Consider the following 23,951-nt stretch of genomic DNA (forward strand, 5'->3'; position numbering starts at 1 on the left):
ACAACGGTGCTGCGGAGGATGTTAGGTTGAGAAGGTCTCAGGCGGCCAGCGGCTCGGGCTGGGAACGGACGGAGACGTTGACCTCCATTCCCAGATAGTCGCCGGTGAGGCCGGTAAAGCCGCCGGCGACGGGAACCGCCTGGCTCGGGTCGCGCGTGACCGCGACGCGGATCAGATTGTCGGCGGCGATGGTGCCATTGGTCGGATCGAACTCGACCCAGCCCGCGCCCGGCAGATAGATATCCGCCCAGGCATGCGTCGCCCCCGCGCCGATAACCGCCGGCCCGTCGCCATCCAGCGCCGGGTCGTAGAGGTAGCCGGTCACGAAGCGCGCGCCGAAGCCGAGCGCCCGCACCGCCTCGATCAGCAGCAGCGCGAAATCGCGGCAGGAGCCTGACCCGAGCCGCAGCGTTTCCAGCGGCGGCTGCGTGCCCTGCTCATGGCGGACCTGATAGGCGAAGCCCTGATGAATGCTGTTGTTGATGTCGGTCAGCAGCGCCATCGTATCGGTGGGGCGCCCGGCGATGAAGCCCTTGGCCCATTGCTCGAGCTCCCCCATCGGGTCGGGATAGTGCGGCTCGAGCATGCGCCCGAGATCGGTCCGGTCATCCGGCGAGTAGACGAAGGGGTATTCCTTCGCCGCCTCGGCGATCTCGAAGTCGAGGCCACCCAGCCCATAGCGCTCGATCGTCAGTACGCTTTCGATCGACAGCTCATTGGCCGTCTCCGTGAAGTCCACCGTGGCTACCGAGTTGCCGAACACGTCGTGCATCCAGCGCACATTGGCCGGCGGCCACAGCGTGAGCTGCGCCGCGACCAGACGCAAATCATGGCTGTCGCGCGGGCGCAGCATCAGCCGGTGCGGCTGGAACTCGACCGGGTTGGCATAGGTGTAGCGCGTCAGATGGCGCACGGTGAGAGTCTGCATGATGACCTTTCCGGGAGCCGCTCAGCGCGGGAGCAGGCGCCCGATCGCGTAGCCGGCGACAGCGGTCGCCAGCAGCATGTTGAAGGAGAAGCGGCGTTCACTCGCCCCGCCGGTCGCGTTCAGGGCCGTGCGAGCATCGCGCTCCAGGCCGGCACTGGCGGAACGGCCGGCAACCAGCCCTTCGGTCGGCGACGTGCGGGCGCTGCCGGACGTGGAAGCCGCCGAGCCGCTGCCATAGGAGCTTGAGGTCGTGCCGGAGCCCGCCGGTGTGACGCCATGGCCCGGGGTGCCCGGGGCCTTGTCAACATTGTTCGAAAACGGATCGCCATTGGCCATGTCGCTGTCCTCCCGTCGAGTGCTCGGTGTCGAGTGCTCGGGCAGACAACGCGGCAAGGCTCGAATGGTTCGCCGCGCTAGAGGCGGCCGGACAGGAAGGCGATCATTTCCATCGGCCCGCGGGCACGGAACAGCGTCACGCGACGCCCGCCGCACATGTCGCAGCGCAGGCGCGGCGCCGGCTCGGTGGGATCGGCTTCTTCAAGAGCGGTCGCATCGCCCGTGCCAAGCGCGGAACGACGGCCGCAACGTTGGCAATGGGCGCAGATCATCGACAGTTGGTGGGAAATGACAACGCCTCCGGCAGTGGCGCTCCCCGGAAGGGATCGCGCGACACGACACCCTAGCACAGCCGGGCGGCGGACGCGTTCACGAGCCGTCGATGATGACCCGGCCACGGCCGGCGGCCTTGGCCCGATAGAGCGCGCGGTCGGTCCGCTCCATCAGCCCATCGACATCGCACTCGCCCGACCGGCTGGTGGCGAGGCCGATGCTGACGGAAAGATCCACGACCAGCCCGCTGCTGGTGATCACCGGCAGGCACAGTTCGCGCAGAAGCCGTGCCGCCACCGCTTCCGCCTCGGACGCACCCGTGCCGGCCAGCAGCACGGCAAACTCCTCCCCGCCAATCCGCGCGAGCACATCGGTCCCGCGCAGATGCGCGCGGCTGCGCTGGGCCACCACCCGCAGAACCTCGTCACCCACCGGATGGCCGAAACGGTCATTGACCGACTTGAAGTGGTCGACGTCGATCACCAGCAGCGAACAGGACGAGCCGTCGCGCCGGGCGCGCTCCAGGTCGGCGGCAATGTCCTGCATGAGCTGGCGGCGGTTCCACACGCCAGTAAGCGGATCGGAGACTGAGAGCTGCCGCAACTGCTCCTCCGCCTGCCGCTGGGCGGTCACATCCCACCAGGTCAGGAGGAAATAGTCGCCGACGAAGCGATAACGGAACTGGACGATGCGGCGCGTCTCGTCGCAGCAGCGCACCGACCACTCGCTGAACTGGATGATGGACCGATCGCGCCGCGCTTCTTCGGTCTTGGCCCGCCATTCGGCCAGCACCGCCGCGCGTTCCTCCGGGTCGGGAAAGCCCATGTCCCACCACTCATCGTGATGAACGATGGGCTTTTCCTCATAGAGGAACATCTCGTCGGAAACCTGATTGTAGAACAGGCTGTTGAAGTCGAGATCGTAGATTTCCAGCGCAACCGGCAACTGATCGATGAGTGCCGGCAAATGGTCCTTCGGCAAGCGCCCCGGCCCATTGCGCAAGGTGATAAGCCGATGAGTATCGGTGAGGTGGCGCAGCGCGCAGTGCAGTGTGTGCGCACCACCCTCGACGCGGGAGACCTCGACCTCGAACTGCGCGCCCAGCGTTTCCGGCTCGGCCCGCCATGCCTCCTCCAGCAGGAGCGGGTCCGGTAGCCCGACCAGATCCCCGAGATGCGCGCCCTCTTCCAGCGTCTGCTGTTCGAGGAGCCCGCACGCCGCCGCATTGGCCGCAACGATCCTGATCTGCGGACCCTCCACGACAAGAAGCGGCTGATCGGCGCGATGTATCCAGTCGAACATGGAAGCAGGCTAGCGCGCGCCATCAGCGCGGCAGTGGTATAATGAAGCTGATCTCAAGAAAGTACCGACTACCTGCCGGCGGACACCCGTCCGAGATTTTCATGTCCTGGGAGGAGATGGTGGGCGCACTAGGGCTCGAACCTAGGACCCGCTGATTAAGAGTCAGCTGCTCTACCAACTGAGCTATGCGCCCGGACCGGGTGTCTGCGGAACAACGTCCCGCGAACGGGGGGTCATGTAGCAAAGCGATTCCGGCCTGTCTACACCCCCCTGCCACTTGTCCTCATTCTTTGAACGCCTCGTCGCGCTTCTTGCGCACGGAGGGCAGCAGCACGACCAGCAGCGCCAATGCCGCGAGCGCCAGCATCGTCGCGGAAATCGGTCGCGAGATGAAGACGAGCGGATCACCTCGCGATATCAGCATCGCGCGACGCAAATACTCCTCAAGCATAGGCCCAATAATGAACCCTAGTAGAAGCGGAGCTGGCTCGCAGTGCAGCTTGACGAGTACGTAGCCGATGAGGCCGAAGATGGCCATCGTATACACGTCAAAATTGTTATTGTTGACGCTGTAGACGCCGATGCAGCAGAAGCCGACGATGAGCGGGAAGAGGATGTGGTAGGGCACGGTGAGCAGGCGGACCCAGATGCCGATCAGCGGCAGGTTGAGCACCACCAGCAGGAAATTGCCGATCCACATCGACGCGACGATGCCCCAGAACAGGCTCGGCTGCTCGTTGACGACGTTCGGACCGGGTACGATTCCCTGGATGATGAGCGCGCCGATCATCAGCGCCATCACCGGGTTGGACGGGATGCCCAGCGTCAGCATGGGGATAAAGGAGGTCTGCGCGCCGGCATTATTGGCCGATTCCGGCCCCGCCACGCCCTCGATCGCGCCCTTGCCGAAGCGCTCGGGATGGCGGGAGATCTTCTTCTCGATGGAATAGGCGGCGAAGGACGACAGGATTGCGCCGCCGCCCGGCAGGATGCCGAGGAACGAGCCGAGGAAGGTGCCGCGAATCACCGGGCCGATGATGCGCTTGAAGTCCTCCTTGGAGAGCAGCAGGCCCTTCACCTTCTGCACCATCACCGTGCGGGTGTGCTCATCCTCCAGGTTGCGCACGATCTCGCCGATGCCGAACACGCCCATGGCCAGCGCCACGAACTCGATTCCATCCGCCAGCTCGATCATGTCGAAGGTGAAGCGCGGCGTGCCGGTGTAGACGTCCTGGCCGGAAAGGCCGAGCAGGATGCCCAGCACCACCATCGCCAGCGCCTTGATGACCGAGCCGGACGCCAACGCCACGGAGGCCACAAGTCCTAGAACCATCAGCGCAAAATACTCGGGGGGTCCGAATTTCAGCGCGAGGTCGGCGAGGGGTGGGGCGAAGACGGCGAGGAGGAAGGTGGCGACCGATCCGGCGAAGAAGGAGCCGAGCGCGGCGGTTGCAAGCGCGGCGCCGGCCCGGCCCTGGCGGGCCATCTGGTAGCCGTCAATGGCGGTGACAACGGACGAGCTTTCGCCCGGCAGGTTGATCAGGATGGCCGTGGTCGAGCCGCCATATTGCGCGCCGTAATAGATGCCGGCGAGCATGATGAGCGCCGCCACCGGCGGCAGGCCGAAGGTGATCGGCAGCAGCATGGCGATGGTCGGCACCGGGCCAAGGCCCGGCAAAACGCCGATCAGCGTGCCCAGCAGCACCCCCAGGAAGCAGTAGAGAATGTTCTGGAAGGTGAAGGCGACGGAGAAGCCGAGCGCCAAATTGTCATAGATTTCCAAGGAACTGGCTCCCGATCAGTAGCCGCCGAGCCAAGGCCCGAGCATGGGCAGCGGCAGGCCGAGCCCCTTGATGAACACGCCCCAGGAGAAGGCGACCATGATGCTCGCCGAAATCACCCCCGTGACGATGCTGAAGCGGCCGCTGGCAAGGGCCGAGATGAACACGGCGAGCCACATGGACGGGCCGAGGCCGAGCGGACGGATGCCCACGCCGAACAGCACCACGGCCAGCGTGACCAGGAAAAGCGCCCGCCATGGCCACTCGCGCAGGTTGAGCGAACCGCCATCTTCGGGCTGGGTAGTCAGGCCAGTGAGGAGGACGATCAGGCCAAAGAGTGCAAGCAGACCGGCCAGGATCATCGGGAAGTAGCCCGGCCCCATTCTTATGGCGCGGCCCATCGGCAGGTCGGAACCTTGCCACGCGAAAAAGGCGGCGACCGCGATCAGCAGCAGCCCTGTCGCGACATCGCGCGGATTCTTGACGAAGCGAACCATGCACCCCCCTGCCCGGCCCTAGGATAGAAATGGACCCGCCCGCCCGGCGGCCATTCCGGCCTTGGCGGGCGAGCGGGTCACGTCATCTCACATCAGTCGGCGAAGACGCCGGCCTTCTCGATCACCGGCTTCCACTTGGCGACTTCCGCCTCCAGGAACTTCTGGTGAACTTCCGGGGTGGCGCGCTCGAGCGCGACCGGTTCCGTGCCGAGGTCGGCGAAGCGGGCGATGACTTTGGGATCCTGCAGCGCGACGAGCAGCGCGGCGTTCAGCTTGTCGATGAACGGCTTCGGCGTGCCCTTGGGCGCGTAGAGGCCGTGCCACACCGCAATCTCGAAGCCCGGCAGAGCGCCTTCCTTGAAGGTCGGGATATCCGGCAGCGACTTCAGGCGGTTCGGCGTGGTGACGCCATACGCCTTCACCTTGCCGGCCTTGATCTGGCCGGTGGTGTTGGTCGACTGGTCGCACATCAGGTCGATCTGGCCGCCGACGAGGTCGTTCATGGCCGGGCCCGTGCCCTGATAGGGAACGGTGGTCATGGGCGTGCCGATGGCGGACATGAACAGCATGCCGCACAGATGCGAGGCGGAGCCGACGCCGGCATTGCCGTAGATCACGCCGTCCTTCTTTTCCTTCACATAGGCGATCAGCTCGGCCGCATCCTTCGGCGGCAGGCCGGACTTGCCGATCATGGTCATCGGCACGTCGGTGACGAGGCCGATTTCCTCGAAGTCCGTCAGCACGTTGTAGGGCAGCTTGCGGTAGAGGGTGGCGGAGGTCGCCTGGCCGATATGGTGCAGCAGAATCGTGTAGCCGTCGGGGGTGGCCTTGGCGACCTGGCCCGCGCCGCGCGTGCCGCCGGCGCCGCCGACATTCTCGACAACCACCTGCTGGCCGAGCGAGCGCGACATGGATTCGGCGATGAGGCGGGCCACCGTGTCGGTCGGGCCACCGGCCGCGAAGGGCACGATCATCGTCACATTGCGGTTGGGATAGTCCTGCGCCTTGGCGCCGGCGAACGGCATGGCCGACAGCGCCAGGGCCGCGACCGCGATGGCGGCCGACTTGAAATTCATCATGCGTCCCTCCCGAGACTCTGTAAAACGCTTGCCACGCTTTGAACGGGCATCATTGTGCCCGCTCTTTTGAGAGGGCTAAGCCAGCACCCACATGACACTGCGTCAAGTGGCCCTTTGGGCTTAGTCCTGCGTAAGTGAAGCGGTTTTCCCGCAAGCCTTCTATGTTGGGCTAGGATGAAGCCGCCGCAGGACACCGACAGGACGCCCTGCGGCTTACGCCTCCCAGAACCCTAGGAAGCCGTTACGGCAGCCGCCATAGTCCCGCGCATGATTCAGGAACCGCCGCCCCTCGTCGTCGAGATCGCCTTTCAGGAGCCGTGGCTTGCCGCGCGGCGGCTGGCGGGGGATGACGCGCGCGCCAGCGGGCTGGTCTTCCTCGACAGCGCGATGACCCATCCCCTGCTCGGGCGCTGGTCCTATGTGATGGCGCGCCCCTTCGGCCGCTTCACGGTGGAAGACGGCGTGCCGCGCTGGGATGGCGAGCGCCAGAGCGGCGCGCCGCTCGAGGTTCTGCGGGAGCGTCTCGCCCGCCATGCCCAGCCGCGCCTGCCGGGCGGAGCCGGGTTTCAGGCCGGGGCGGCCGGCTATCTCGCCTATGAAGCGGGCCGCCTGTTCGACCGCTTTCCCACCGCGCAGGCCGAGGCGGGCGAAGGCCCGGAAATCGACCTTGGCTTCTACGATGTAGTGCTGGCCTTCGACATGGCGGCCAGCCGCGCCTACCTCATCTCCACCGGCTGGCCGGAAAGCGAGCCCGCCCGCCGGGCGAAGCGGGCGCGCGAGCGGCTGGCGGAGGTGAGCGAGCAGCTCACGACACCTCCGTCTCCCCTCGGGCCGCCGGTGACGGCGACCGACTGGCGCTCCAATTTCGACGCGGCGCGCTATCAGGAGGCCGTGGCTGAGGTCATCGCCTATATCCGCGCCGGCGACATCTTCCAGGCGAACTTCACCCAGCGATTCGAGGCACGGCTGGCGAGCGCCGGCGGTGCGCTTGATCCGCTGCGGCTCTACGACCAGCTGCGCCGCGCCAACCCAGCCACCTTCGCCGCGCTCATCATCGGCGCGGAGCGGACCATCGCCTCCTCCTCGCCCGAGCGCTTCGTGAAGCTTACTGGCCGTGAGGTCGAGACGCGCCCGATCAAGGGCACGGTGCCGCGCTCCGTGGAGCCGACGCTCGACGCCTTTCGCGGCCGGGAACTGACGGCGAGCGAGAAGGACCGCGCCGAGAATGTGATGATCGTCGACCTGCTGCGCAACGATCTCTCGCGCGTCTGCCGGCCCGGCACGGTGAAGGTGCCGCGCCTGTGCGGGCTGGAGACCTATGCCAATGTGCATCACCTCGTCTCCGTGGTGACCGGCACGCTGGCCGAGGGACGCGACGGGCTCGACCTCACCGCCGCCTCCTTCCCCGGCGGTTCGATCACCGGCGCGCCGAAGATCCGCGCCATGGAGATCATCCGCGAGCTGGAGGGGCGCCCGCGCGGCGTCTATTGCGGCTCCATCGGCTATATCGGCTTTGACGGCGCGATGGACTTCAACATCGCCATCCGCACCGTGACGGTGGAGAAGGATGTCGCGAGCTTCGGGGTCGGCGGGGGCATCACCACCCTGTCCGATCCCGCGGCCGAACATGCCGAGAGCCTGACCAAGGCCGAGCGGCTGTTCCGCGCCTTCCGGCCGGAGGCGGGCGCATGATCCTGCTCATCGACAATTATGACAGCTTCGTCTTCAACGTGGCGCGCTACCTCACCGAGCTGGGGGCTGAGGTCGAGGTGGCCCGCAATGACGCGCTGGATGTCGCCACCATCGCCCTCATGAAGCCGGAGGCGCTGGTGATTTCCCCCGGCCCCTGCTCCCCCAATGAAGCCGGCGTGTCGCTGGAGGCGGTGCGCGCGCTCTCCGGCACGCTGCCGATCCTCGGCATCTGCCTCGGCCATCAATGCATCGGCCAGGCCTTTGGCGGGCGGGTGGTGCGGGCCAAGGAGCCGATGCATGGGCGCGCCTCGCAGGTCCGCCATCGCGGCACCGACGTGTTCGCCGGCCTGCCCTCCCCCCTTCCCGCCGGGCGCTACCATTCGCTGGCGGTGGAGCTGGATGAGGGCTCGCCGCTCACCGCCACCGCCTGGGCCGAGGATGGCGAGATCATGGGCCTCGCCCATCGCGAGCACCCGACCTTCGGCGTGCAGTTCCACCCCGAATCCGTGCTGACCGGGCCGGGCTATGAGATTCTCGGCAACTTCCTCGATCTTGCCGGCGTCACCCGCCGGGCGCTGGCGGTCGAACGGGCGGCGGAGGACGCGCCCGGCCGCTACCCGCCCTTGCTCGCCCCCGCCGCGCTGACGACGCCGGATTGGGCCAAGGTGTGGCCGGCGCGCTGGGACAGCGAACGGTGAGCGCCACCCTCTCCAGCGAGGACCGCGGCTTCACGCTCGGCGACGGCGTGTTTGATACGGCGCTCGTGCTCGACGGGCGGATGCTGGCGCGCGAGCGCCATGTCGGGCGGCTCATGGCGGCGACGGACGTGATCGGCATCGAGGTGGCGCGCGGGGCGGTGGAGAGCGCCATAGACGCCGCGCTGACGGGCGCGCCGATGATCCTGCGCACCACGGTGACGCGCGGTATCGCGGCGCGCGGGCTGTGGCCGGCGAGCACGGGCGCGCCGACCGTGGTGACGGCGACGGCACCCTGGAGCCCGGCGCTGATCGGCCAGCCGGCGCGGCTCATCACCGCGACGGGGCGGCGCAACGAATTCTCACCGACGGCGAATTTGAAGACGCTCGGCTATCTCGACCACATCCTCGCCGCCCGCGAGGCGGCGCAGGCGGGCGTGGACGACGCGCTGATCCTCAACACGCGGGGCAACGTCGCCTGCGCGACCATCGGCAATGTCGTGGCCGTCATCGGTGATGCGCTGGTGACGCCGGCACTCCATGAGGGCTGCCTGCCGGGGATCGTCCGCACGCTGCTGATCGAGGCCGCGCCGGCACTCGGCCTCGCGGTGGAGGAGCGCGCGCTGGCCCCACGCGAGCTGGCGGATGCGCGGGCGGTGTTCCTCACCAATTCCGTCCGGCTGATCCGGCCGGTGACGGCGCTGGACGGGGCCGAGCTGGCGCGGGCGCCCGATATCGAGGCCGCGCTGCTCGCGGCACTGCGGGCCGCGCTGGGCATGCCCAAGGCCTGAGCGGCGCTCCCGCCGGATCAATGCACCGCCGGCAGGTTGAGCGCGGTCCATTCGGTACGCGGGATGGACGGGCCGACGCGGAAGGCGAAGCCGGTCACCGTGCGCCGGGCGGCATCGAGCTCGCAGCGATAGGACAGTTCGAACCAGTCCGCCCCCGCGCGGAAGGCGCTGCCCGCCGCGACGAAAACGCCGTTCTCCCAATGCGGATCGGACAGGGCGTAGTCCACCAGCCGATCCGGTTGGAAGCGGTGCTGCCAGGCATGGATCTGCTCCATCGCCTCGAAATCGCAGAGCTGGGCGATGCGCTCCTCATCCGCAAGGGTGGTCATCTGCTGCCGCAGCCGCCGGTTCTTCGGGCTGGCGAGCGCGTCGCCGGAGAGCATGCGGCTCGGGCGCACCGTGTCATCGGGCGCCACGCCCGGCGCCGGGCGGGCGGCGGGTGCGGCAGGCACTGGGGCGTCCACTTGGGCGGGGATGCTCGCCTCCGAAGGAGCGGCGCTGGTCGTGAGCGGCGAGGCGGGAGCGGAAGGATGCAGCGCGTCGAAATCGCGGGCGCTGATCACCTCGGTCTCCAGCGCCGGCGGCTCGGGCGGCTCCATCAGCGGCTCGACCACGCGCAGCAGCAGCGCGCCGATCACCATGAGATGCAGCACCACCGCGCCGAGAAGTGGCAGGGAGGAGGTCGCGCGCGCCCGCGGCGGCCGGACGGTCTCCCGGGCCGGCAGCACCACCTCGGGAGTGGAAAGCGTCGTCATGGGGCGCGGAGCGGCATTGGCGTGTCGGATAAGCTAGCCATCCACGCCCCGGCGGGCAGGATTATGGCGGCGCCGCCTGAAGAATGGCCGCCAGCAGCCGCAGCAGCTCCGACCCGCGCACCTTGCGCCCGCCTCCGCGCCATTCGGTGGTGACGGCGACCACGACGCCGCGCGCCGGCACGATGGCGATCATCTGCCCGCCAAAGCCGGCGGCATAGGCGGCGCCCGGCCCGAAGGCGTCGGGCGGCGGCACCCACCAGAGATAACCATAGCCCTGCCGGCTGCGGTCGCTGTGCGACCAGGCGGTGGTCGAGGCTTCCACCCAATCGGCCGGCACGATGGACTGCCCGGCCCAGTTGCCCTTGTCGAGATAGAGCTGCCCGAACCGCGCGGCATCGCGGGCGCTGAGGCGGAAAGGATAGGCCGGGTGCTCGGAGGCCGGCTCGCTGACATAGCGCCCATCGGCGGCGGTGAAGTCCTGCATGCCGATGGGGCGGGCGATCCGGCGCTCGAAGCCGGTGAAGATGTCCTCGCCCGTCGCCCGGCGCCAGATGGTGCCGAGGGCGTTGAAATCCCAGTTGTTGTAGAACCAGAAACTACCCGGCGGGTGGCTGCCGCGCGCCGGGCGGTCACGCTTCATCGGCGCCGTCTCATGTGCGGCAGGGTGGTAGATGCCCGAGCGCGCCATCAACAGGTCGCGCAGCGTGGCCTGCCGCTCCTCATCGGTGAGCGCGGGCGGCACGTCGTCAATGCCGAGATCGGCGAGGGTAGCGTCCAGCGCGAGACGGCCCTCGGCCACCGCGATGCCGATCAACGCGCCGAGCAGGCTCTTGCGCACCGAGGCGACATCGACCTTGCGGGCCACCTCGCCCCAGCCGGCAACCGGACGCCCGTGCTGGAGCACGACGACCGCCGTGGTGCCGAGCCGGACCGCCTGCGCCTGCGCCGCCGCCAGCCCCGAGGCCGACCAGCCGTTCGAAGCCGTCGGCCCGAAGCTGGCAAGTGAATTGCCGGCCAGCGGATCCATGCCCGCCAGCGGTGAGCCGGCCAGCGCGGTGAGCACCGGCCCGGCCCCGACAGCGCCGCCCGCGAGCCGCGCCGCCATGACCAGCAGCGCCCGCCGCGCGAGCGGGCGCCCGGCCATGGGCCTCACTCCGCCGCGGGCTGGGCCTGCGCGTTGAGGCTGTGGCGCTTGGTCTGCAGCTTGTTGAGCGCGATGATATAGGCCTGCGCCGAGGCGACCAGCGTGTCCGGATCCGAGCCGCGACCGGTCACCGCCTTGTCGCCCTCTTCCAGCCGCACCGACACTTCCGCCTGCGCGTCCGTGCCCTCGGTCACCGCGTGGACCTGGTAGAGCGCCAGCTTGGCGGAGTGCGGGACGATCGCCTGGATGCAGTTGAACACCGCGTCCACCGGGCCATTGCCCTCGCATTCCTCGGTGATGACCTTGCCGTCCACCGCCATCTTCATGGTGGCGCGCTGCGGGCCGTGGCTGCCGGCGATGACGGAGAGCGAGACCAGCTTCACCCGGTCATGGGCGGCGGCGATCTCGTGATCGACCAGCGCCTCGATGTCCTCGTCATAGACGACCTTCTTGCGGTCGGCCAAATCCTTGAAGCGGGTGAAGGCGTCGTTCAGCGCGTTCTCGCCCAATTCGTAGCCCAGCGCCTTCAGCTTGTCGCGGAAGGCGGCGCGGCCGGAATGCTTGCCCATCACCAGCGAGGTCTTGGAAACGCCGACGCTCTCCGGCGTCATGATCTCGTAGGTGGTGGCGTTCTTCAGCATGCCGTCCTGGTGGATGCCGCTCTCATGGGCGAAGGCGTTCCGGCCGACGATGGCCTTGTTGTACTGCACCGGGAAGGAGGTGACCGCCGAGACGAGCTTGGAGGCGCGGGTGATCATGGTGGCGTCGATGCCAGTCTCGTAGCGCAGCACATCGTTGCGCACATTGATCGCCATGACGATTTCTTCCAGCGCCGCATTGCCGGCGCGCTCGCCGATGCCGTTCACCGTGCACTCGATCTGCCGCGCGCCGCCGGCGACGCCGGCCAGCGAGTTGGCGACCGCCATGCCGAGGTCGTTGTGGCAATGGGTGGAGAACACCGCCTTGTCGGCATTCGGCACGCGCTCGATCACCGTGCGGAACATCGCCTCATACTCGCCCGGCGTGGCGTAGCCGACCGTGTCGGGCAGGTTGATGGTGGTGGCGCCGGCCTTGATGGCGATTTCCACCGCGCGGCACAGGAAGTCGATCTCCGTGCGGGTGGCGTCCTCGGCCGACCACTCGACATTGTCGACATGGCCGCGCGCGCGGGCGACGGAAGCCGCGATCATCTCCAGCACCGTCTCCGGGTCCTTCTGGAGCTTGTACTTCATGTGCACCGGCGAGGTGGAGATGAAGGTGTGGATGCGCGGGCGGCGGGCGTGGCGCACCGCGTCGGCGCAGCGGTCGATGTCGCCGGCGGCGGCGCGCGACAGGCCGGCGATCACCGCGTTCTTCGAGCGGCGGGCGATCTCGGCGACGCTCTCGAAATCACCATTGGAGGCGATGGGGAAGCCGGCCTCGATGATGTCGACGCCCATGGAGTCGAGCAACTCGGCGACTTCCAGCTTCTCCTCGAAGGTCATGGAGGCGCCGGGGCACTGCTCGCCGTCGCGCAACGTGGTGTCAAAAATGACGACGCGGTTCTTGTCGGACATCGGGGTCTTCCTTCTGGGCGTCCTGCCGCCGGGTGCCGCTCGGGGCATCGTCCGGTGCAAATCTGGCTGTAGTGCGGATGGTCGCGGCGTCGTCCCCTGAGCGCCCAGGCATGATGCCCGGCCGGCCCTCAGGGGCGGCTAAGAAGAAGGAGCCCGGACGCAAGGAGAGTCTTCCCGGAAAACCGCAGGGCGGCCGGGTTCGCGGTGCAGCTACGGACGGACGCAAAGGTCACGGCTCGGCTCTCGCGAGGGTTGCTCTCTGGACAGGTTCTTAGCCGAGCGCGGGTAAAACGGCAAGCGCGGCGGTATGCGGCGCGCGACGGCCGACAGCCTCGCTCCATGCTCGTCATCCCGGACGGCCGGGATGACGCCTGAACGTACCGTCATCCCGGACGGCCATAGGCCGATCCGGGATCGCATGCCGCAGGAGCGGGCAACGATCCCGGGTCTACGCCCTGCGGGCTACGGCCGGGATGGCGGCAACAATGCGCGCCCTGCCCTAATGCCCGCCGCCGCCAGCGCCGGGATTCTTCGGCCGGCTCATCAGCGGGGTGAAGAAGAACAGCAGCACGAACAGCGCGGTCAGCACGAGGAAGACATCGGCGAAGGCCATCACTTCCGCCTGGATGCGCACCTGGGCGGCCATGGTCTTCAGCGCCGCGCGGTCGGCGTCGGAGCCGAGAGCGGCGAAAGAGCGGGTCATGGCATCCAGCCGCTCGACCGCCACGCCGCTCGCCCATTGCACATTCTCGTGCAGGCGGGCGAGATGAAGATCCCAGCGGTCGTTCAGCACAGTGTTGATGAGGGCGAGCCCCACCGCGCCGCCGAGATTGCGCATCAGGTTGAACAGGCCGGAGGCATTCTTGAGCTGCGCCGGCGGCAGCGTGCCGAGCGAGATGTTGTTGATCGGGATCATCGCCATCATGATGCCGACGCCGCGCAGGATCTGCGGCATGAGCAGCTCCCAGAAATCCCAGTCCTTGGTCAGCCCCGTCACCTGCCAGGTGCCGAGGGCAAAGGCGAGGAAGCCGACGCCGATCATGGCGCGCGGGTCCACCTTGGTCATCAACCGGCCAGCAATGGGCGCGCACAGGAACATGGCGAGCCCCGAGACGAACATGGTCTCGCCGATCATCAGCGCCGAGTAGCCGCGCACGCGGGCGAGATAGAGCGGGTAGAGATAGGTCAGCCCGTAAAGACCGATGCCGACGACGAAGCTGAAGGCCGAGCCAACCGAGAAATTGCGGTTGGTGAAGGAGCGCAGATCCACCACCGGGTCGCGCGCCATGAAGACGCGGGCGAAGAAGGCGACAGCCGAGACCACACCGACAATGGCGAAGATGAAGATCGCCTCGTCCTGGAACCAGTCATTGGTCGGCCCCTCCTCCAGCACGAATTCGAGGCTGCCAAGGAAGCCCGCCATGAACAAGAGGCCCCACCAGTCGAAGCGGTCGAGCAGCGAGAAGTCCGGTTCGTCGAAATCCACCAGCGTCGCCGTGGCGATGATGACGAAGATGCCGGGCACGATGTTGACGAGGAACAGCCAGTGCCAGGAGAACAGATCGGTGAGATAGCCGCCAATGGTCGGGCCGATGGTCGGGGCGAGCGTGGCGACGAGGCCGATCATCGGCGAGACGATGGGCAGCTTGCTGCGCGGGAACACCGAATAGGCGGCGGCGAAGACGGTCGGGATCATGCCGCCGCCGAGGAAGCCCTGCAGCGCGCGGTAGACGATCATCTCGTTGATCGAGGTCGCCGTCGCGCACATGAAGCTCATCACCGTGAAGCCGGTCGCGGCGGCGACGAACAGCCAGCGCGTGGAGAGCGCCCGCGACAGGAAACCCGAGAGCGGGATCATGATGACTTCGGCGATGAGATAGCTGGTCTGCACCCAGCTGATCTCGTCCGAGGAGGCGGCAAGGCCCGCCTGGATCTCGGCCAGCGAAGCCGAGACGATCTGGATGTCCAGGATCGCCATGAACATGCCGAAGACCATGCACAGGAAGGCGATCATGCGCCGCCGCTCGCGGGCGGCGACGCTTTCCCCGGCGCCGGTGATGACAGCGTCCGACATGATGGATCCTTATCCGGCGCCCGCTCAGGCGCCTTCGCGGGTATCGACGGTGGCGGTCACCGACATGCCGGGCCGCAGCTCGGCCTTGGCGCGGGCTTCCTCGTCCAGCTCGATGCGGACGGGCACGCGCTGCACGATCTTGGTGAAGTTGCCGGTGGCGTTCTCCGGCGGCAGCAGGCTGAAGACGGAGCCCGAGGCCGGGGCGACGCTCAGCACGCGGCCGTGGAACTGCTCATCGGGGTAGGCATCGACCTCGATGTCGACCTTCTGGCCGGGATGCAGCTTGCCGAGCTGCGTCTCCTTGAAGTTGGCGTCGACATAGACCTGGCTCATCGGCACGAGGGCGAGCAAGCGGGTGCCTTCCTGCACGAGCTGGCCGACCTGCGCGGCGCGGTTGCCGACCACGCCATCGAACGGCGCGCGCACGACGGTGAAGTCGACATTGCGCTGCGCCTGATCGCGGGCGGTGCGGTACTCGTCGAGCAGGCGGATGGCCTCGGTCTGCTCGGCGTGCAGCACATCGACATTCGCGTCGGCCGAGGCGATGGCTGCCTGCGCCGAATCCACCGAGGCCTGCGCCTTGTCGCGGTCGGCGCGGGCGGTCTCGAGCGTGGCGCGGCTGGAGAATTGCGACTTGGCGAGTTCGGTCTGACGGTCCAGCTCAAGCTGGGTGCGGTTCAGCTCGGCCCGGCTGGAAACAAGCTGCGCCTTGGCCTGATCCACGCTCGCCTTGGCCGCCTCGATCTGCTGGCCGTAGCGCTCGATGGTGGCTTCCTGCGTGGCGATCTTGCCCTCGGCCGCCTTCACCGCGAGGGCGAAGTCGCCATCGTCGATGCGGGCGAGAACGTCGCCCTTCTTCACCGGCTGATTGGTCTCGACATCGAGGCTGACGACATGGCCGGCAACACGGGCGGCGATGACCGAGGTGTCGGCGCCGACATAGGCGTCGTCGGTGGCGACGAGGAACCGCCCCACCCGCCACCAATGCGCGCCGTAATAGCCGCCGCCGATCAGCGCGGCGAGCAGGATGGCACCGAAGACGAGCTTGCGGCGCGACTTCTTCGGCGCGGCGGGAGCCTCGGCCGGCGGCGCGGCTTCCACGGGCGCGGGCGCCTCCGCCACCTTGCGGGCGACGAAGGGCACCGGCTCGTTGCCGCCCTGCGGCTCGATCTCACCGATTTCCAGACTACGTGCACCGGGCTGGGCCATGGCCTACCTCACCAAGGGTCAACTAAACCGTTTAGTTCAATCTGGGCTTTACATATCAAACTAAACCGTTTAGTCAATGCCCTTGCCAAAAGATCACTCCGCCCGCTAACTGATCGCGAGGCTGCATGACCATGAGCGACACCACCGTACTCGCGCCCAACACCCCGGCGCGCCCCGACATCGATTCCCCCAAGCGCCGCGAGGTGATCGAGGGCGCGCGCCGCGTCTTCTTCGACAAGGGCTTCGATGGCGCGAGCATGGACGAGGTCGCCAAGGCGGCCGGTGTCTCCAAGGCGACGATCTACGCGCATTTCTCCAGCAAGGACGAGCTGTTCGGCGCGCTGGCCATGTGCGAGCGCAACCGGTCGGCCGAGCATATGTTCGAGGTCGATCCGGCCGTCGACGAGGTCGACGACATGCTCCGGCGCATCGGCCTGTCCTTCATGACCATGATGGTGCGGCCCGACCATATCCGGCTGATCCGCATGCTGATCGGGGTCGCCGAGAAATTCCCGCGCATCGGCAGCAACTTCTTCGATGCGGGGCCGGCCTTGGGCGGTATTCGCCTCGCCGAATTGCTGCGCGCGCAGGAGGCCCGTGGACGGCTGGATCTGGCGGGCGAAGACGCCGTCGAGCTCGGCGTCCTGTTCCTCAACATGTGCAACGGCAATTTCGTCAAGGCGATGATGTTCGCCGGCGCCGAGCCACCGACGCAGCAGCAGATCGAGGCGGTGGTGGATCGCGCCGTGCGCGTCTTCCTCGCGAGCTATGGGCGCGCCGCCTGAGGGCTCGCCCCTCCCCTACTGGCGCAGTTCGCGCAACGCGGCAATCAGCGGTTCGCGCTCATAGGGCTTGGCGAGCACGCTGATATCCTCGCAATCGGCGGGGATCATCGAGCGGTCGCCATAGCCGGTGGCGAAGATGAACGGCACACCGCGCCGCTTGAGCTCGATCGCCACCGGCGCCGAGGTGCCCGAGCCGAGATTGACGTCCAGCACCGCCACATCCGGCGTGAAGTCCTTCAACCGGCGCAGCGCGTCGGCGGCGGAGGGCGCCGTGACGACATGGGCGATGCCGGCATCTTCCAGCATGAACTCGACATCCATGGCGATCAGCATCTGATCCTCGACCAGCAGCACATTGATGCCGTCGAGCCGGTCGGCCGCCGCCTCCTCCGGCGCGGCCGCGGCATCATCCTCCGCGCCCGGATTGATGAGACCCGAGCTCAGCACATGCTTGCCCGGCAACAGGAACCGCGCGGTGAGCCCGGTTTCAGCGAACTGCATCTGGCTTTCGCCGCCGAGATCATAGGGAACCGCGCGCTCGATCAGCGCCGTGCCGAAGCCGGATCGGCCGCTGCGCTTCACCGCCGGCCCGCCGAGCTCGCGCCAGACCACCTCGCAGCCGCCATCCTCGACAAGCTGCCAGGTCACCTCGACCCGTCCGCCCGGCTGCGACAGCGCACCATATTTGGCCGCGTTGGTGGAGAGTTCGTGCAGTACCAGCGCCATCACCGAGAAGGCGCGGGCGTCGAGCCACACGGTCGGGCCGATCAGCGAGGCGCGCGTCGCCGTGCCGCCATAGGGCGACAGCTCGGCGCGCAACAGGTCGCCCAGCGAGCCACCACCGGCCCCGCGCACCACCTGATCATGCGCCACCGCCAGCGCCTGGATACGCCCGCGCAGACTCTCGACATAATCCTGCGTGCTGCGCCCATCCTGCAGCGAGTGCTCGACCAGCGACTTGATGACGGCAAGGATGTTCTTGACCCGGTGGTTCAGCTCCTCATTGAGCATGCGCTGGCGGGTATCCGCCTTCTCGCGCTCGTCGGCCATCAGCTCGCTATGGCGCAGCACGATCTCGACCAGCGTCGAGCGCGCCGCCTCGGCGATCTCGCGGTCGCCGTCGGTCCAGGGGCTCGCCTGATGGCGCACCGTCTCCTTCCAGATGGCGAAGCTCTTGCGCGGCGTCAGCCGGTCGCCCAGCGGGCCGGTCTCATAGGTCTTCTCCGGCCGGCCCGCCCAATCCAGCGTGTGGACGATCTCGCGGCGGAAGAAGAACAGATAGTCGCGCGGAAGCTGCGACAGCGGCAGGGCCAGCACCCCGGCGGCGGTGGCGCTGAACGCCTCCGCGTCCTTCCAGTCGCGCGAGAGCGAATCCGTCGCCCATACCTTGCCGTCGGCCTGCGGACCGACATGGGCGATGAGGTTCGGTATGGCGGAGGTCGGCGGCACCGCGCCCTGCGCGCTCCACTCCCCGCCCAGCCACAGGCCAATGCCGTCGCAGGGCATCAGCTTGGAGAATTCGTCCATATGGGTGCGCAGCAGCTCACCCACGTCCTCATGCTGCGAGGCGAGGCGCAGGAAGCGGTCAAGCGCGCGCCGCGCGGCGGTCGCGACATCGAGCGTGCGCTTCTGCTTGAGCGCCTGAAGGTGCAGCGCGAAGAACGCGCCGAACATCTCCGCGGCCACACGCTCGGACATGGGCAGCACGCGCGGCGCGTAATGGTGGCACGCGACGAGGCCCCAGAGCGCGCCGTCCACCACGACCGAGATCGACATGGAGGCGGCGACGCCCATATTGCGGAGATATTCGAGGTGGATCGGCGAGACCGCCCGCAGATGCGCGAAGGACAGGTCGGTCGGCTCGTCCATCTCGTCGTCGAACGGCGACATCCCGCAGCGCTCGCCGCTGGCATCGCCGATCACCCGGATGATGTTGCGCAGATAAAGCTGGCGCGCCTGCTGGGGAATGTCGCTGGCGGGGAACCACTGGTAGAGAAAGCTTTCCAGATCCTCGCGCTTGTCCTCGCTCACCACCTGCCCGGACCCATCCGGCGCGAAGCGGTAGATCATCACCCGGTCATAGCCGAGCGTGGTGCGCAGGAGCCGCGAGGAATGTTCCAGCAGCTTGTCGATATTGGTCTCGCCGCGCACCCGGGCGAAAAGCGAGCGCGCGAGGTCGAGCGCCGGCCCATCCTCGGCCGAAGGCGGCTCGAACTCGATGATGGCGTTGCTAGCGAAGGCATGGACCGACACATCGAAACGCGCGCCCGAGGCGATCTCGAGGCCGAACAGCAGCGCGGGGGCCGAGGGTTCGGCGGCGCGGTCAAGCGCCTCGCGAATGCGCCCGGCGGCCTCAAGACCAACCAGATCGGCGAGATCCCGGCCGATGAGATCGTCCGGCAGGCCGAGCATCTCCGGCACATTGGTCGAGTGGCGGCGCACTACCCCGCCCTGCGGGTCGCACGCGATCAGGCAGCCATGGCATTGAATGGCGCCGGGGACATGGATGGGTTCGCGGTCACAATTGGTGAGATCAACGGGCCCCTGCACGATGCGCCTCAGGGCTCGACGCGCCGGGCGGCGCGCGCTGAGGACGAGTTCACGGGGCAGGACGGCAACACCCGCCGCAACGGGGCATTTCTGGAGGCGGGCATGCTGATCGAGCTTCGGCTGTGAAAGACCCAGCCCGCTCAACGTGCCCGAAGACCAGAAGTTCCCGACAATTCCGTCGCTTATGCCGGCAGCCGCGCCGCCAGCGCCCGCTCCTCATCGGTGATGAAGTCGCGGATCACCGGCACGGCGTCGCGCTCATTGGCCAGCAGGAGCTGGAACACCATGTTCGAGCCATGCAGGAAGCCGAGTTCGACGGCCACCAGATAGAACTCCCACATGCGGGTGAAGCGCTCGCCCATCATCGCCACGACCTGCGGGCGCACCGCCTCGAAGTTCTGCCGCCAGTGCTTGATGGTCCAGTAATAGTGCAGCCGCAGGAACTCGCAGTCCGCGGTCCATAGCCCGACGCGCTCCAGCGAGGTGAAGACCTCCGACATGGCGGGCACATAGCCGCCGGGGAAGATGTATTTGCGGATGAACGGCGCCGTCGTGCCGGGCGGCGACATGCGGCCAATGGCGTGGATCATGGCGAAGCCGCCGGGCGCCAGCAGCCGCTTGATGGTGTTGAAATACTCGTCGAAATGGTTGACGCCGACATGCTCCATCATGCCGACCGAGACGACGCGATCAAAGGTGCCGGTCAGCTCGCGATAGTCGCGCTCGAAGAAGGTGATGCGATCGAGCACGCCGGCCGCCTCCGCGCGCTTCTTCGATTCGGCGAGCTGTTCGGTCGCGACATTGATGGCGGTGACATGCACGCCGAGCTTGGCGAGGTAGATCGCCAGCGCGCCCCAGCCGGAGCCGATCTCGGCCACCCGCATCCCCGGCTCCAGCTTCAGCTTGGCGGCGATGTGGCGGAGCTTGGCCTGCTGCGCCTCCTCCAGCGAGGCGTCGGGCGTGGGGAAATAGGCGCAGGAATAGATCATCTGGCTGTCGAGCCAGAGCCGGTAGAAATCCGGCGGGTGGTCGTAATGGCTCTGCGCGTTGCTCGCGGCTTTCTTCAGCGGGTTGGACTGGTGCCAGCGCTTGAACGCGCGCCAGCTCCGCCGCAGCGCCTGCTGCACCGGATGGGCGGCAAGACCGCGCCGGTTGATCGAGAACAGATAGAGGAAATCATAGACGGTGGAGCCGTCCTCGAAGGTCAGCCGGCCATCCATATAGGCCTCGGCCGCGACCAGCTCGGGATTGAAGAACAGCTCGCGGTCGAGCTTGTCGTCATGCAGGTGCATGACCACGGTCGGGCCGTCCGCGCCGCTGCCGAAGACCGTGCGCATCCCATTCGGCTCGATGACGACAAGGCTGCCCTTATGGACAAAACGCTTGAGCAGATGGGGCAGGAGACGCATTTAGACACACCGCACGTCGACAGACACAAAGGGCATCCGGCACCAGCCATGCCGGCTCTGTCAAGGCAGGCTTATCCGGAGCGAATGGCGCTGATGGTCAGACGCCGGCCGGAAGGGCCGAGCCGGTGCGCCTTCGCATCATAGAGGCGGTAGGTGTTGCGGCCGGCCTCCTTGGCCGCATAGAGGGCGCGGTCCGCCTGGACGAAGAGCTGGGCCGGCGCGACGCTGCCTCCCGCGAGTGTCACCCCCATGGAGCCACTGACCGCCACGCGGCGGTTGCGCCAGAGGAAGGGTTGCGACAGGCAGGCAATGGCACGCGCCGCAAGGCCGGCGATCCGCCCTTCCTCCGCCGCTCCGAAGGCCAGCACGCCGAATTCGTCGCCGCCGATGCGCGCGACCAGCGCGTCCTCGCCGAAGGCCAGCCTGAGGCGGCGCGACATCTCGCGCAGGCACTCATCGCCCGCCGCATGGCCGAACGTGTCATTGATCTGCTTGAAACCGTCGACATCGATGATCGCCAGCGCCGCCAGCCGATTGCGGCCCCTCTCGGCTACCGCCGCCTCGGCCAGCCGGCTCTCGAACACGCCGCGATTGGCGATGCCAGTCAGCGGGTCGCATTCGGCGAGCAGCCGCAGCCGGTCCATGAGCTGGCGTTCCAGCGTGATGTCCTGCTTGGTGCCGAAGATGCGGACCGGCTTGCCGTCGACGCATTCGATATCGGCCGAGAGCCGCACCCAGCGCCGCTCCCCGCCCGACGTGATGATCTCGACGTCAAGCGTGAATCCGTCACCCTCCGCAATCGCTTTCGCCCGCATCGCCTCCATCTCCGCGCGAGAACGGTCGGTGTAGAGCGCCAGCACATGATCGCGCGGAATGACGGCCCCGCGCGGCAGGTCGAAAATGTCATAGACCCCATCGGTCCAGCTGATCGCACCAGTGGCGAGCTCGCACTCCCAGACGCCGATCTTGGCGAGGCTCGAGGAGCGGTCATACATCTTCTTGTAACGGGCGAGCGCCGCGTCCCGCTCCCGGGCCTCGCGGGTCATCGCGTCGGAGACATGGGCCGCGCGCACCAGCCCGGCGGCGAGACGGGCAAAGGCGTCCAGACGTTCGAGGAGATCGGCTGGCAGCGCCCGGGGCACCCGGTCCATGACCGCGAAGGAGCCGACGACGTCGCCATCCACGCAGATGGGAACCGCCGCATAGCAGGCGATCCCCGGCAAGCCGGGAAGCGCCGGCCGCGCATTCTCGATCAGGCAGGGAGTGGAGCCATGGGCAAGCGCGGCGAGCACCTGCGGACATGGCCGCTCCTCCGGCGCCAGGCCGCGCGCGATGATGGCGGGCGGGGTGTCCAGCAGCAGCAAAGCGATGGGAAGATCGAGCGAGGTTCGCGCGAGATCGACCAGATCGCTCAAGGGAATGACGTCAGCACCCGGAATCGGCTGCGCAACCAGTGGGGCTTGGTCCGGCACGGCATAAGGCGGCACGTTGGTGCTCTCCTCATCCCGGCCATGCACCTAATCGATGAGGTTAACACCACAGCCACACGGCTTGGCAATTGAAAGGGGCGTGAACGCTCGCCAAGCCCGCGAGCCGGCCCCGGCGAGGGCCTTACCCGGCCAGCGCCTTGGACTTCGCAGCTTTCGCCGAGGTCTTGGCCGCTGGCGGCACGACGCCCTCCGCCCGCAGAAGGCGACGCACCTGCGGGCTGGCGACGATCTCGCTCTTGTCGAAGAAGGCCTCGTGATTGGCCTCGATCTCGTCGAGCCGGTAGAGGTAGTTCACCATCAGCCCATAGGCCTGCGCCAGCCCGCGCGCCGAGAGGTCGCCAAACGGGTTGATCCGTTCCAGCCGCGCGCCATTGCCGAGGTGGAAGCGCGCCACCGGATCGAGCGGCTTGCCCTTGGGCGAGCGGGCGACGAGGAAATAATGCGCCGCCAGCGCCTCGATCACCGGCGTCGCGCGGGCGATGAGCGCCGCGTCGGGCGTCTCGCTCGCCGCCAGCGTGTCGAGCGTCGCGCGGTCGTCCGCCGTCAGCAGCGCCGAGCTGGGGCTGGCGCGTTCCTCGTCCAGCCAGCCCCGGAAGGTCGGGACCGGCGAGAGCGTGACGTAATGCGTCAGGCCGGGGAACTCGCGGGAGATTTCCTCCACCACCTGCTTGATGAGGAAATTGCCGAAGCTCACCCCGCCGAGACCGCGCTGGCAGTTCGAGATCGAGTAGAACACCGCCGTGCGTGCCGCCTTCGGGTCGAGCGGCGTGCGCTTTTCCGCCAGGATCGGCCCGATGGCGCCCGGAATGTCGCGGGTCAGCGCGACCTCGACGAAGATCAGCGGCTCATCGACCAGCGCGGGGTGGAAGAAGGCGTAGCAGCGCCGGTCCGGGCTATCGACGCGGGCGCGCAGATCGTCCCAGTCGCGGATTTCATGCACCGCCTCATAGCGGATGATCTTCTCGAGCACATTGGCGGGCGTCGACCAGTCGATCCGGCGGAGCACGAGGAACCCCCGATTGAACCACGAAGAAAACAGATGGATGAAGTCGCGATCGACCTCGGCAAGGTCGCGGCGGCGCGCCATCGCGTCAAGCAGATCGCTGCGCATCGCCACCAGCCGCGCCGTGGCGCCCGGAGCGAGGTTGAGCCGGCGGATGAGCTCCTGGCGCCGCGGCTCGCTCGCCGCATGCAGCTCCCAGGTGAGCGCGGGCGACGGCACCCCGTCGGTCGCCGCCGCGCTGTAGGCGGCGATGGCGGCCTCCAGCCTCGCCCGATCGGGCCCGAAGGCGCTGGCGAGGATCTCGAAGAAGGCGACCCGCTCGCCGGTCTTCAGCCCGGCATAGGCGAGAAGAATCTCCCGCGCCAGCGCGACGCCCGAGGCCTCGCCCTGGCCGGAGAGCAGCCGGTCGCAGAGTTCCTTGAGGCCCGCCGCGCGCACAGCCCCGACCGGCCGGCGCTCGCGGCCAAGATCCAGCAGCGCGCGGCCACGTTCGGCAATGGAGCCGAGCAGATCGCCGAAGAAGCTCGCGCCTGCGTCCATGGTCGCTCCGCTAACGGGTAAAGGCTCGCGCGTGATCCGCGTCAAGTCGGGTATGAGAGCCG

Annotated in this window: 19 protein-coding genes, 1 tRNA gene and 1 pseudogene; 5 read left to right on the forward strand and 16 right to left on the reverse strand. The window is 67.8% G+C overall.

All coding sequences use genetic code 11. The annotated features are described in order from the left end of the window. Window positions 1–37 precede the first annotated feature (37 nt). The 7 genes from AncyloWKF20_RS08015 to AncyloWKF20_RS08045 form a co-directional block, all read right to left on the reverse strand. Complete coding sequence (locus AncyloWKF20_RS08015) at window positions 38–928, reverse strand: transglutaminase family protein (protein ID WP_279317347.1); 891 nt, start codon at window positions 926–928, stop codon at window positions 38–40. Between the two features lie 21 nt (window positions 929–949). Then, window positions 950–1,264 carry a hypothetical protein gene (locus tag AncyloWKF20_RS08020; protein WP_279317348.1) on the reverse strand — a complete coding sequence of 105 codons (315 nt, stop codon included), beginning with the start codon at window positions 1,262–1,264 and terminating at the stop codon, window positions 950–952. A gap of 369 nt (window positions 1,265–1,633) precedes the next feature. Continuing rightward, a complete protein-coding gene (locus AncyloWKF20_RS08025) occupies window positions 1,634–2,839 on the reverse strand; it encodes a sensor domain-containing diguanylate cyclase (protein WP_279317349.1) in 1,206 nt (401 codons plus the stop codon). Between the two features lie 117 nt (window positions 2,840–2,956). Continuing rightward, a tRNA-Lys gene (locus tag AncyloWKF20_RS08030) sits at window positions 2,957–3,032 on the reverse strand. Window positions 3,033–3,122: 90 nt separating this feature from the next. Further along, window positions 3,123–4,622 carry a tripartite tricarboxylate transporter permease gene (locus tag AncyloWKF20_RS08035; RefSeq protein ID WP_279317350.1) on the reverse strand — a complete coding sequence of 500 codons (1,500 nt, stop codon included), beginning with the start codon at window positions 4,620–4,622 and terminating at the stop codon, window positions 3,123–3,125. A gap of 15 nt (window positions 4,623–4,637) precedes the next feature. Continuing rightward, window positions 4,638–5,117, reverse strand: a complete 480-nt coding sequence (locus AncyloWKF20_RS08040) for a tripartite tricarboxylate transporter TctB family protein (protein ID WP_279317351.1) — start codon at window positions 5,115–5,117, stop codon at window positions 4,638–4,640. Window positions 5,118–5,209: 92 nt separating this feature from the next. Further along, window positions 5,210–6,196 (reverse strand): tripartite tricarboxylate transporter substrate binding protein BugD, encoded by a 987-nt coding sequence (locus tag AncyloWKF20_RS08045; protein WP_279317352.1) that lies wholly within the window; start codon window positions 6,194–6,196, stop codon window positions 5,210–5,212. A 267-nt stretch (window positions 6,197–6,463) separates the two neighbouring features. On the opposite strand from AncyloWKF20_RS08045, the gene pabB reads away from it, so the two are divergent. The 3 genes and pseudogenes from pabB to AncyloWKF20_RS08060 all read left to right on the forward strand — a co-directional run bounded on the left by pabB (window position 6,464) and on the right by AncyloWKF20_RS08060 (window position 9,374). Further along, window positions 6,464–7,888 carry an aminodeoxychorismate synthase component I gene (pabB, locus tag AncyloWKF20_RS08050; protein WP_279317353.1) on the forward strand — a complete coding sequence of 475 codons (1,425 nt, stop codon included), beginning with the start codon at window positions 6,464–6,466 and terminating at the stop codon, window positions 7,886–7,888. Further along, a pseudogene (locus tag AncyloWKF20_RS08055) lies at window positions 7,885–8,445 on the forward strand (aminodeoxychorismate/anthranilate synthase component II); the annotation flags it as partial. The gene pabB and the pseudogene AncyloWKF20_RS08055, both read left to right, overlap by 4 nt. A 137-nt stretch (window positions 8,446–8,582) precedes the next feature. Continuing rightward, on the forward strand, window positions 8,583–9,374 hold the full coding sequence (locus AncyloWKF20_RS08060; protein WP_279317354.1) for an aminotransferase class IV: 792 nt from the start codon (window positions 8,583–8,585) through the stop codon (window positions 9,372–9,374). 17 nt (window positions 9,375–9,391) lie between these two features. Here AncyloWKF20_RS08060 and AncyloWKF20_RS08065 read toward each other — a convergent pair whose 3' ends face one another. The 5 genes from AncyloWKF20_RS08065 to AncyloWKF20_RS08085 form a co-directional block, all read right to left on the reverse strand. Beyond that, a complete protein-coding gene (locus tag AncyloWKF20_RS08065) occupies window positions 9,392–10,129 on the reverse strand; it encodes a DUF930 domain-containing protein (protein WP_279317355.1) in 738 nt (245 codons plus the stop codon). Between the two features lie 61 nt (window positions 10,130–10,190). Further along, window positions 10,191–11,273, reverse strand: a complete 1,083-nt coding sequence (locus AncyloWKF20_RS08070) for a serine hydrolase (protein WP_279317356.1) — start codon at window positions 11,271–11,273, stop codon at window positions 10,191–10,193. Window positions 11,274–11,278: 5 nt separating this feature from the next. Continuing rightward, the gene (locus tag AncyloWKF20_RS08075; RefSeq protein WP_279317357.1) at window positions 11,279–12,829 is read right to left on the reverse strand and encodes a 2-isopropylmalate synthase; all 1,551 of its coding nucleotides are present in this window, start codon (window positions 12,827–12,829) and stop codon (window positions 11,279–11,281) included. Window positions 12,830–13,328: 499 nt separating this feature from the next. Next, window positions 13,329–14,903 carry a DHA2 family efflux MFS transporter permease subunit gene (locus AncyloWKF20_RS08080; RefSeq protein ID WP_279317358.1) on the reverse strand — a complete coding sequence of 525 codons (1,575 nt, stop codon included), beginning with the start codon at window positions 14,901–14,903 and terminating at the stop codon, window positions 13,329–13,331. A gap of 24 nt (window positions 14,904–14,927) precedes the next feature. Beyond that, entirely contained in the window at window positions 14,928–16,112 is a 1,185-nt protein-coding gene (locus AncyloWKF20_RS08085) for an HlyD family secretion protein (RefSeq protein WP_279317359.1), read from the reverse strand. A gap of 131 nt (window positions 16,113–16,243) precedes the next feature. Here AncyloWKF20_RS08085 and AncyloWKF20_RS08090 point away from each other — a divergent pair, with 131 nt between their 5' ends. Beyond that, on the forward strand, window positions 16,244–16,897 hold the full coding sequence (locus AncyloWKF20_RS08090; protein ID WP_279317360.1) for a TetR/AcrR family transcriptional regulator: 654 nt from the start codon (window positions 16,244–16,246) through the stop codon (window positions 16,895–16,897). 15 nt (window positions 16,898–16,912) lie between these two features. On the opposite strand, the gene AncyloWKF20_RS08095 is transcribed toward AncyloWKF20_RS08090, so the two are convergent. Continuing rightward, window positions 16,913–19,447 carry an HWE histidine kinase domain-containing protein gene (locus tag AncyloWKF20_RS08095; RefSeq protein WP_279317361.1) on the reverse strand — a complete coding sequence of 845 codons (2,535 nt, stop codon included), beginning with the start codon at window positions 19,445–19,447 and terminating at the stop codon, window positions 16,913–16,915. Between AncyloWKF20_RS08095 and AncyloWKF20_RS08100 the strand changes: the two genes are divergently transcribed. Further along, a complete protein-coding gene (locus AncyloWKF20_RS08100; RefSeq protein ID WP_279318052.1) occupies window positions 19,376–19,573 on the forward strand; it encodes a hypothetical protein in 198 nt (65 codons plus the stop codon). The two genes, AncyloWKF20_RS08095 and AncyloWKF20_RS08100, sit on opposite strands and share 72 nt — an antisense overlap. A gap of 56 nt (window positions 19,574–19,629) precedes the next feature. On the opposite strand, the gene AncyloWKF20_RS08105 is transcribed toward AncyloWKF20_RS08100, so the two are convergent. From AncyloWKF20_RS08105 to AncyloWKF20_RS08115, 3 genes are all read right to left on the reverse strand, one after another. After that, the gene (locus AncyloWKF20_RS08105) at window positions 19,630–20,856 is read right to left on the reverse strand and encodes a cyclopropane-fatty-acyl-phospholipid synthase (protein WP_279317362.1); all 1,227 of its coding nucleotides are present in this window, start codon (window positions 20,854–20,856) and stop codon (window positions 19,630–19,632) included. Window positions 20,857–20,927: 71 nt separating this feature from the next. After that, entirely contained in the window at window positions 20,928–22,343 is a 1,416-nt protein-coding gene (locus AncyloWKF20_RS08110; RefSeq protein WP_279317363.1) for a sensor domain-containing diguanylate cyclase, read from the reverse strand. A gap of 124 nt (window positions 22,344–22,467) precedes the next feature. Then, window positions 22,468–23,889, reverse strand: coding sequence for a malonyl-CoA decarboxylase (locus tag AncyloWKF20_RS08115; RefSeq protein WP_279317364.1), 1,422 nt, complete (start codon window positions 23,887–23,889; stop codon window positions 22,468–22,470). Window positions 23,890–23,951 lie beyond the last annotated feature (62 nt).

This window comes from Ancylobacter sp. WKF20, from assembly GCF_029760895.1.
In the GTDB taxonomy this organism is placed as follows: Bacteria; Pseudomonadota; Alphaproteobacteria; order Rhizobiales; family Xanthobacteraceae; genus Ancylobacter.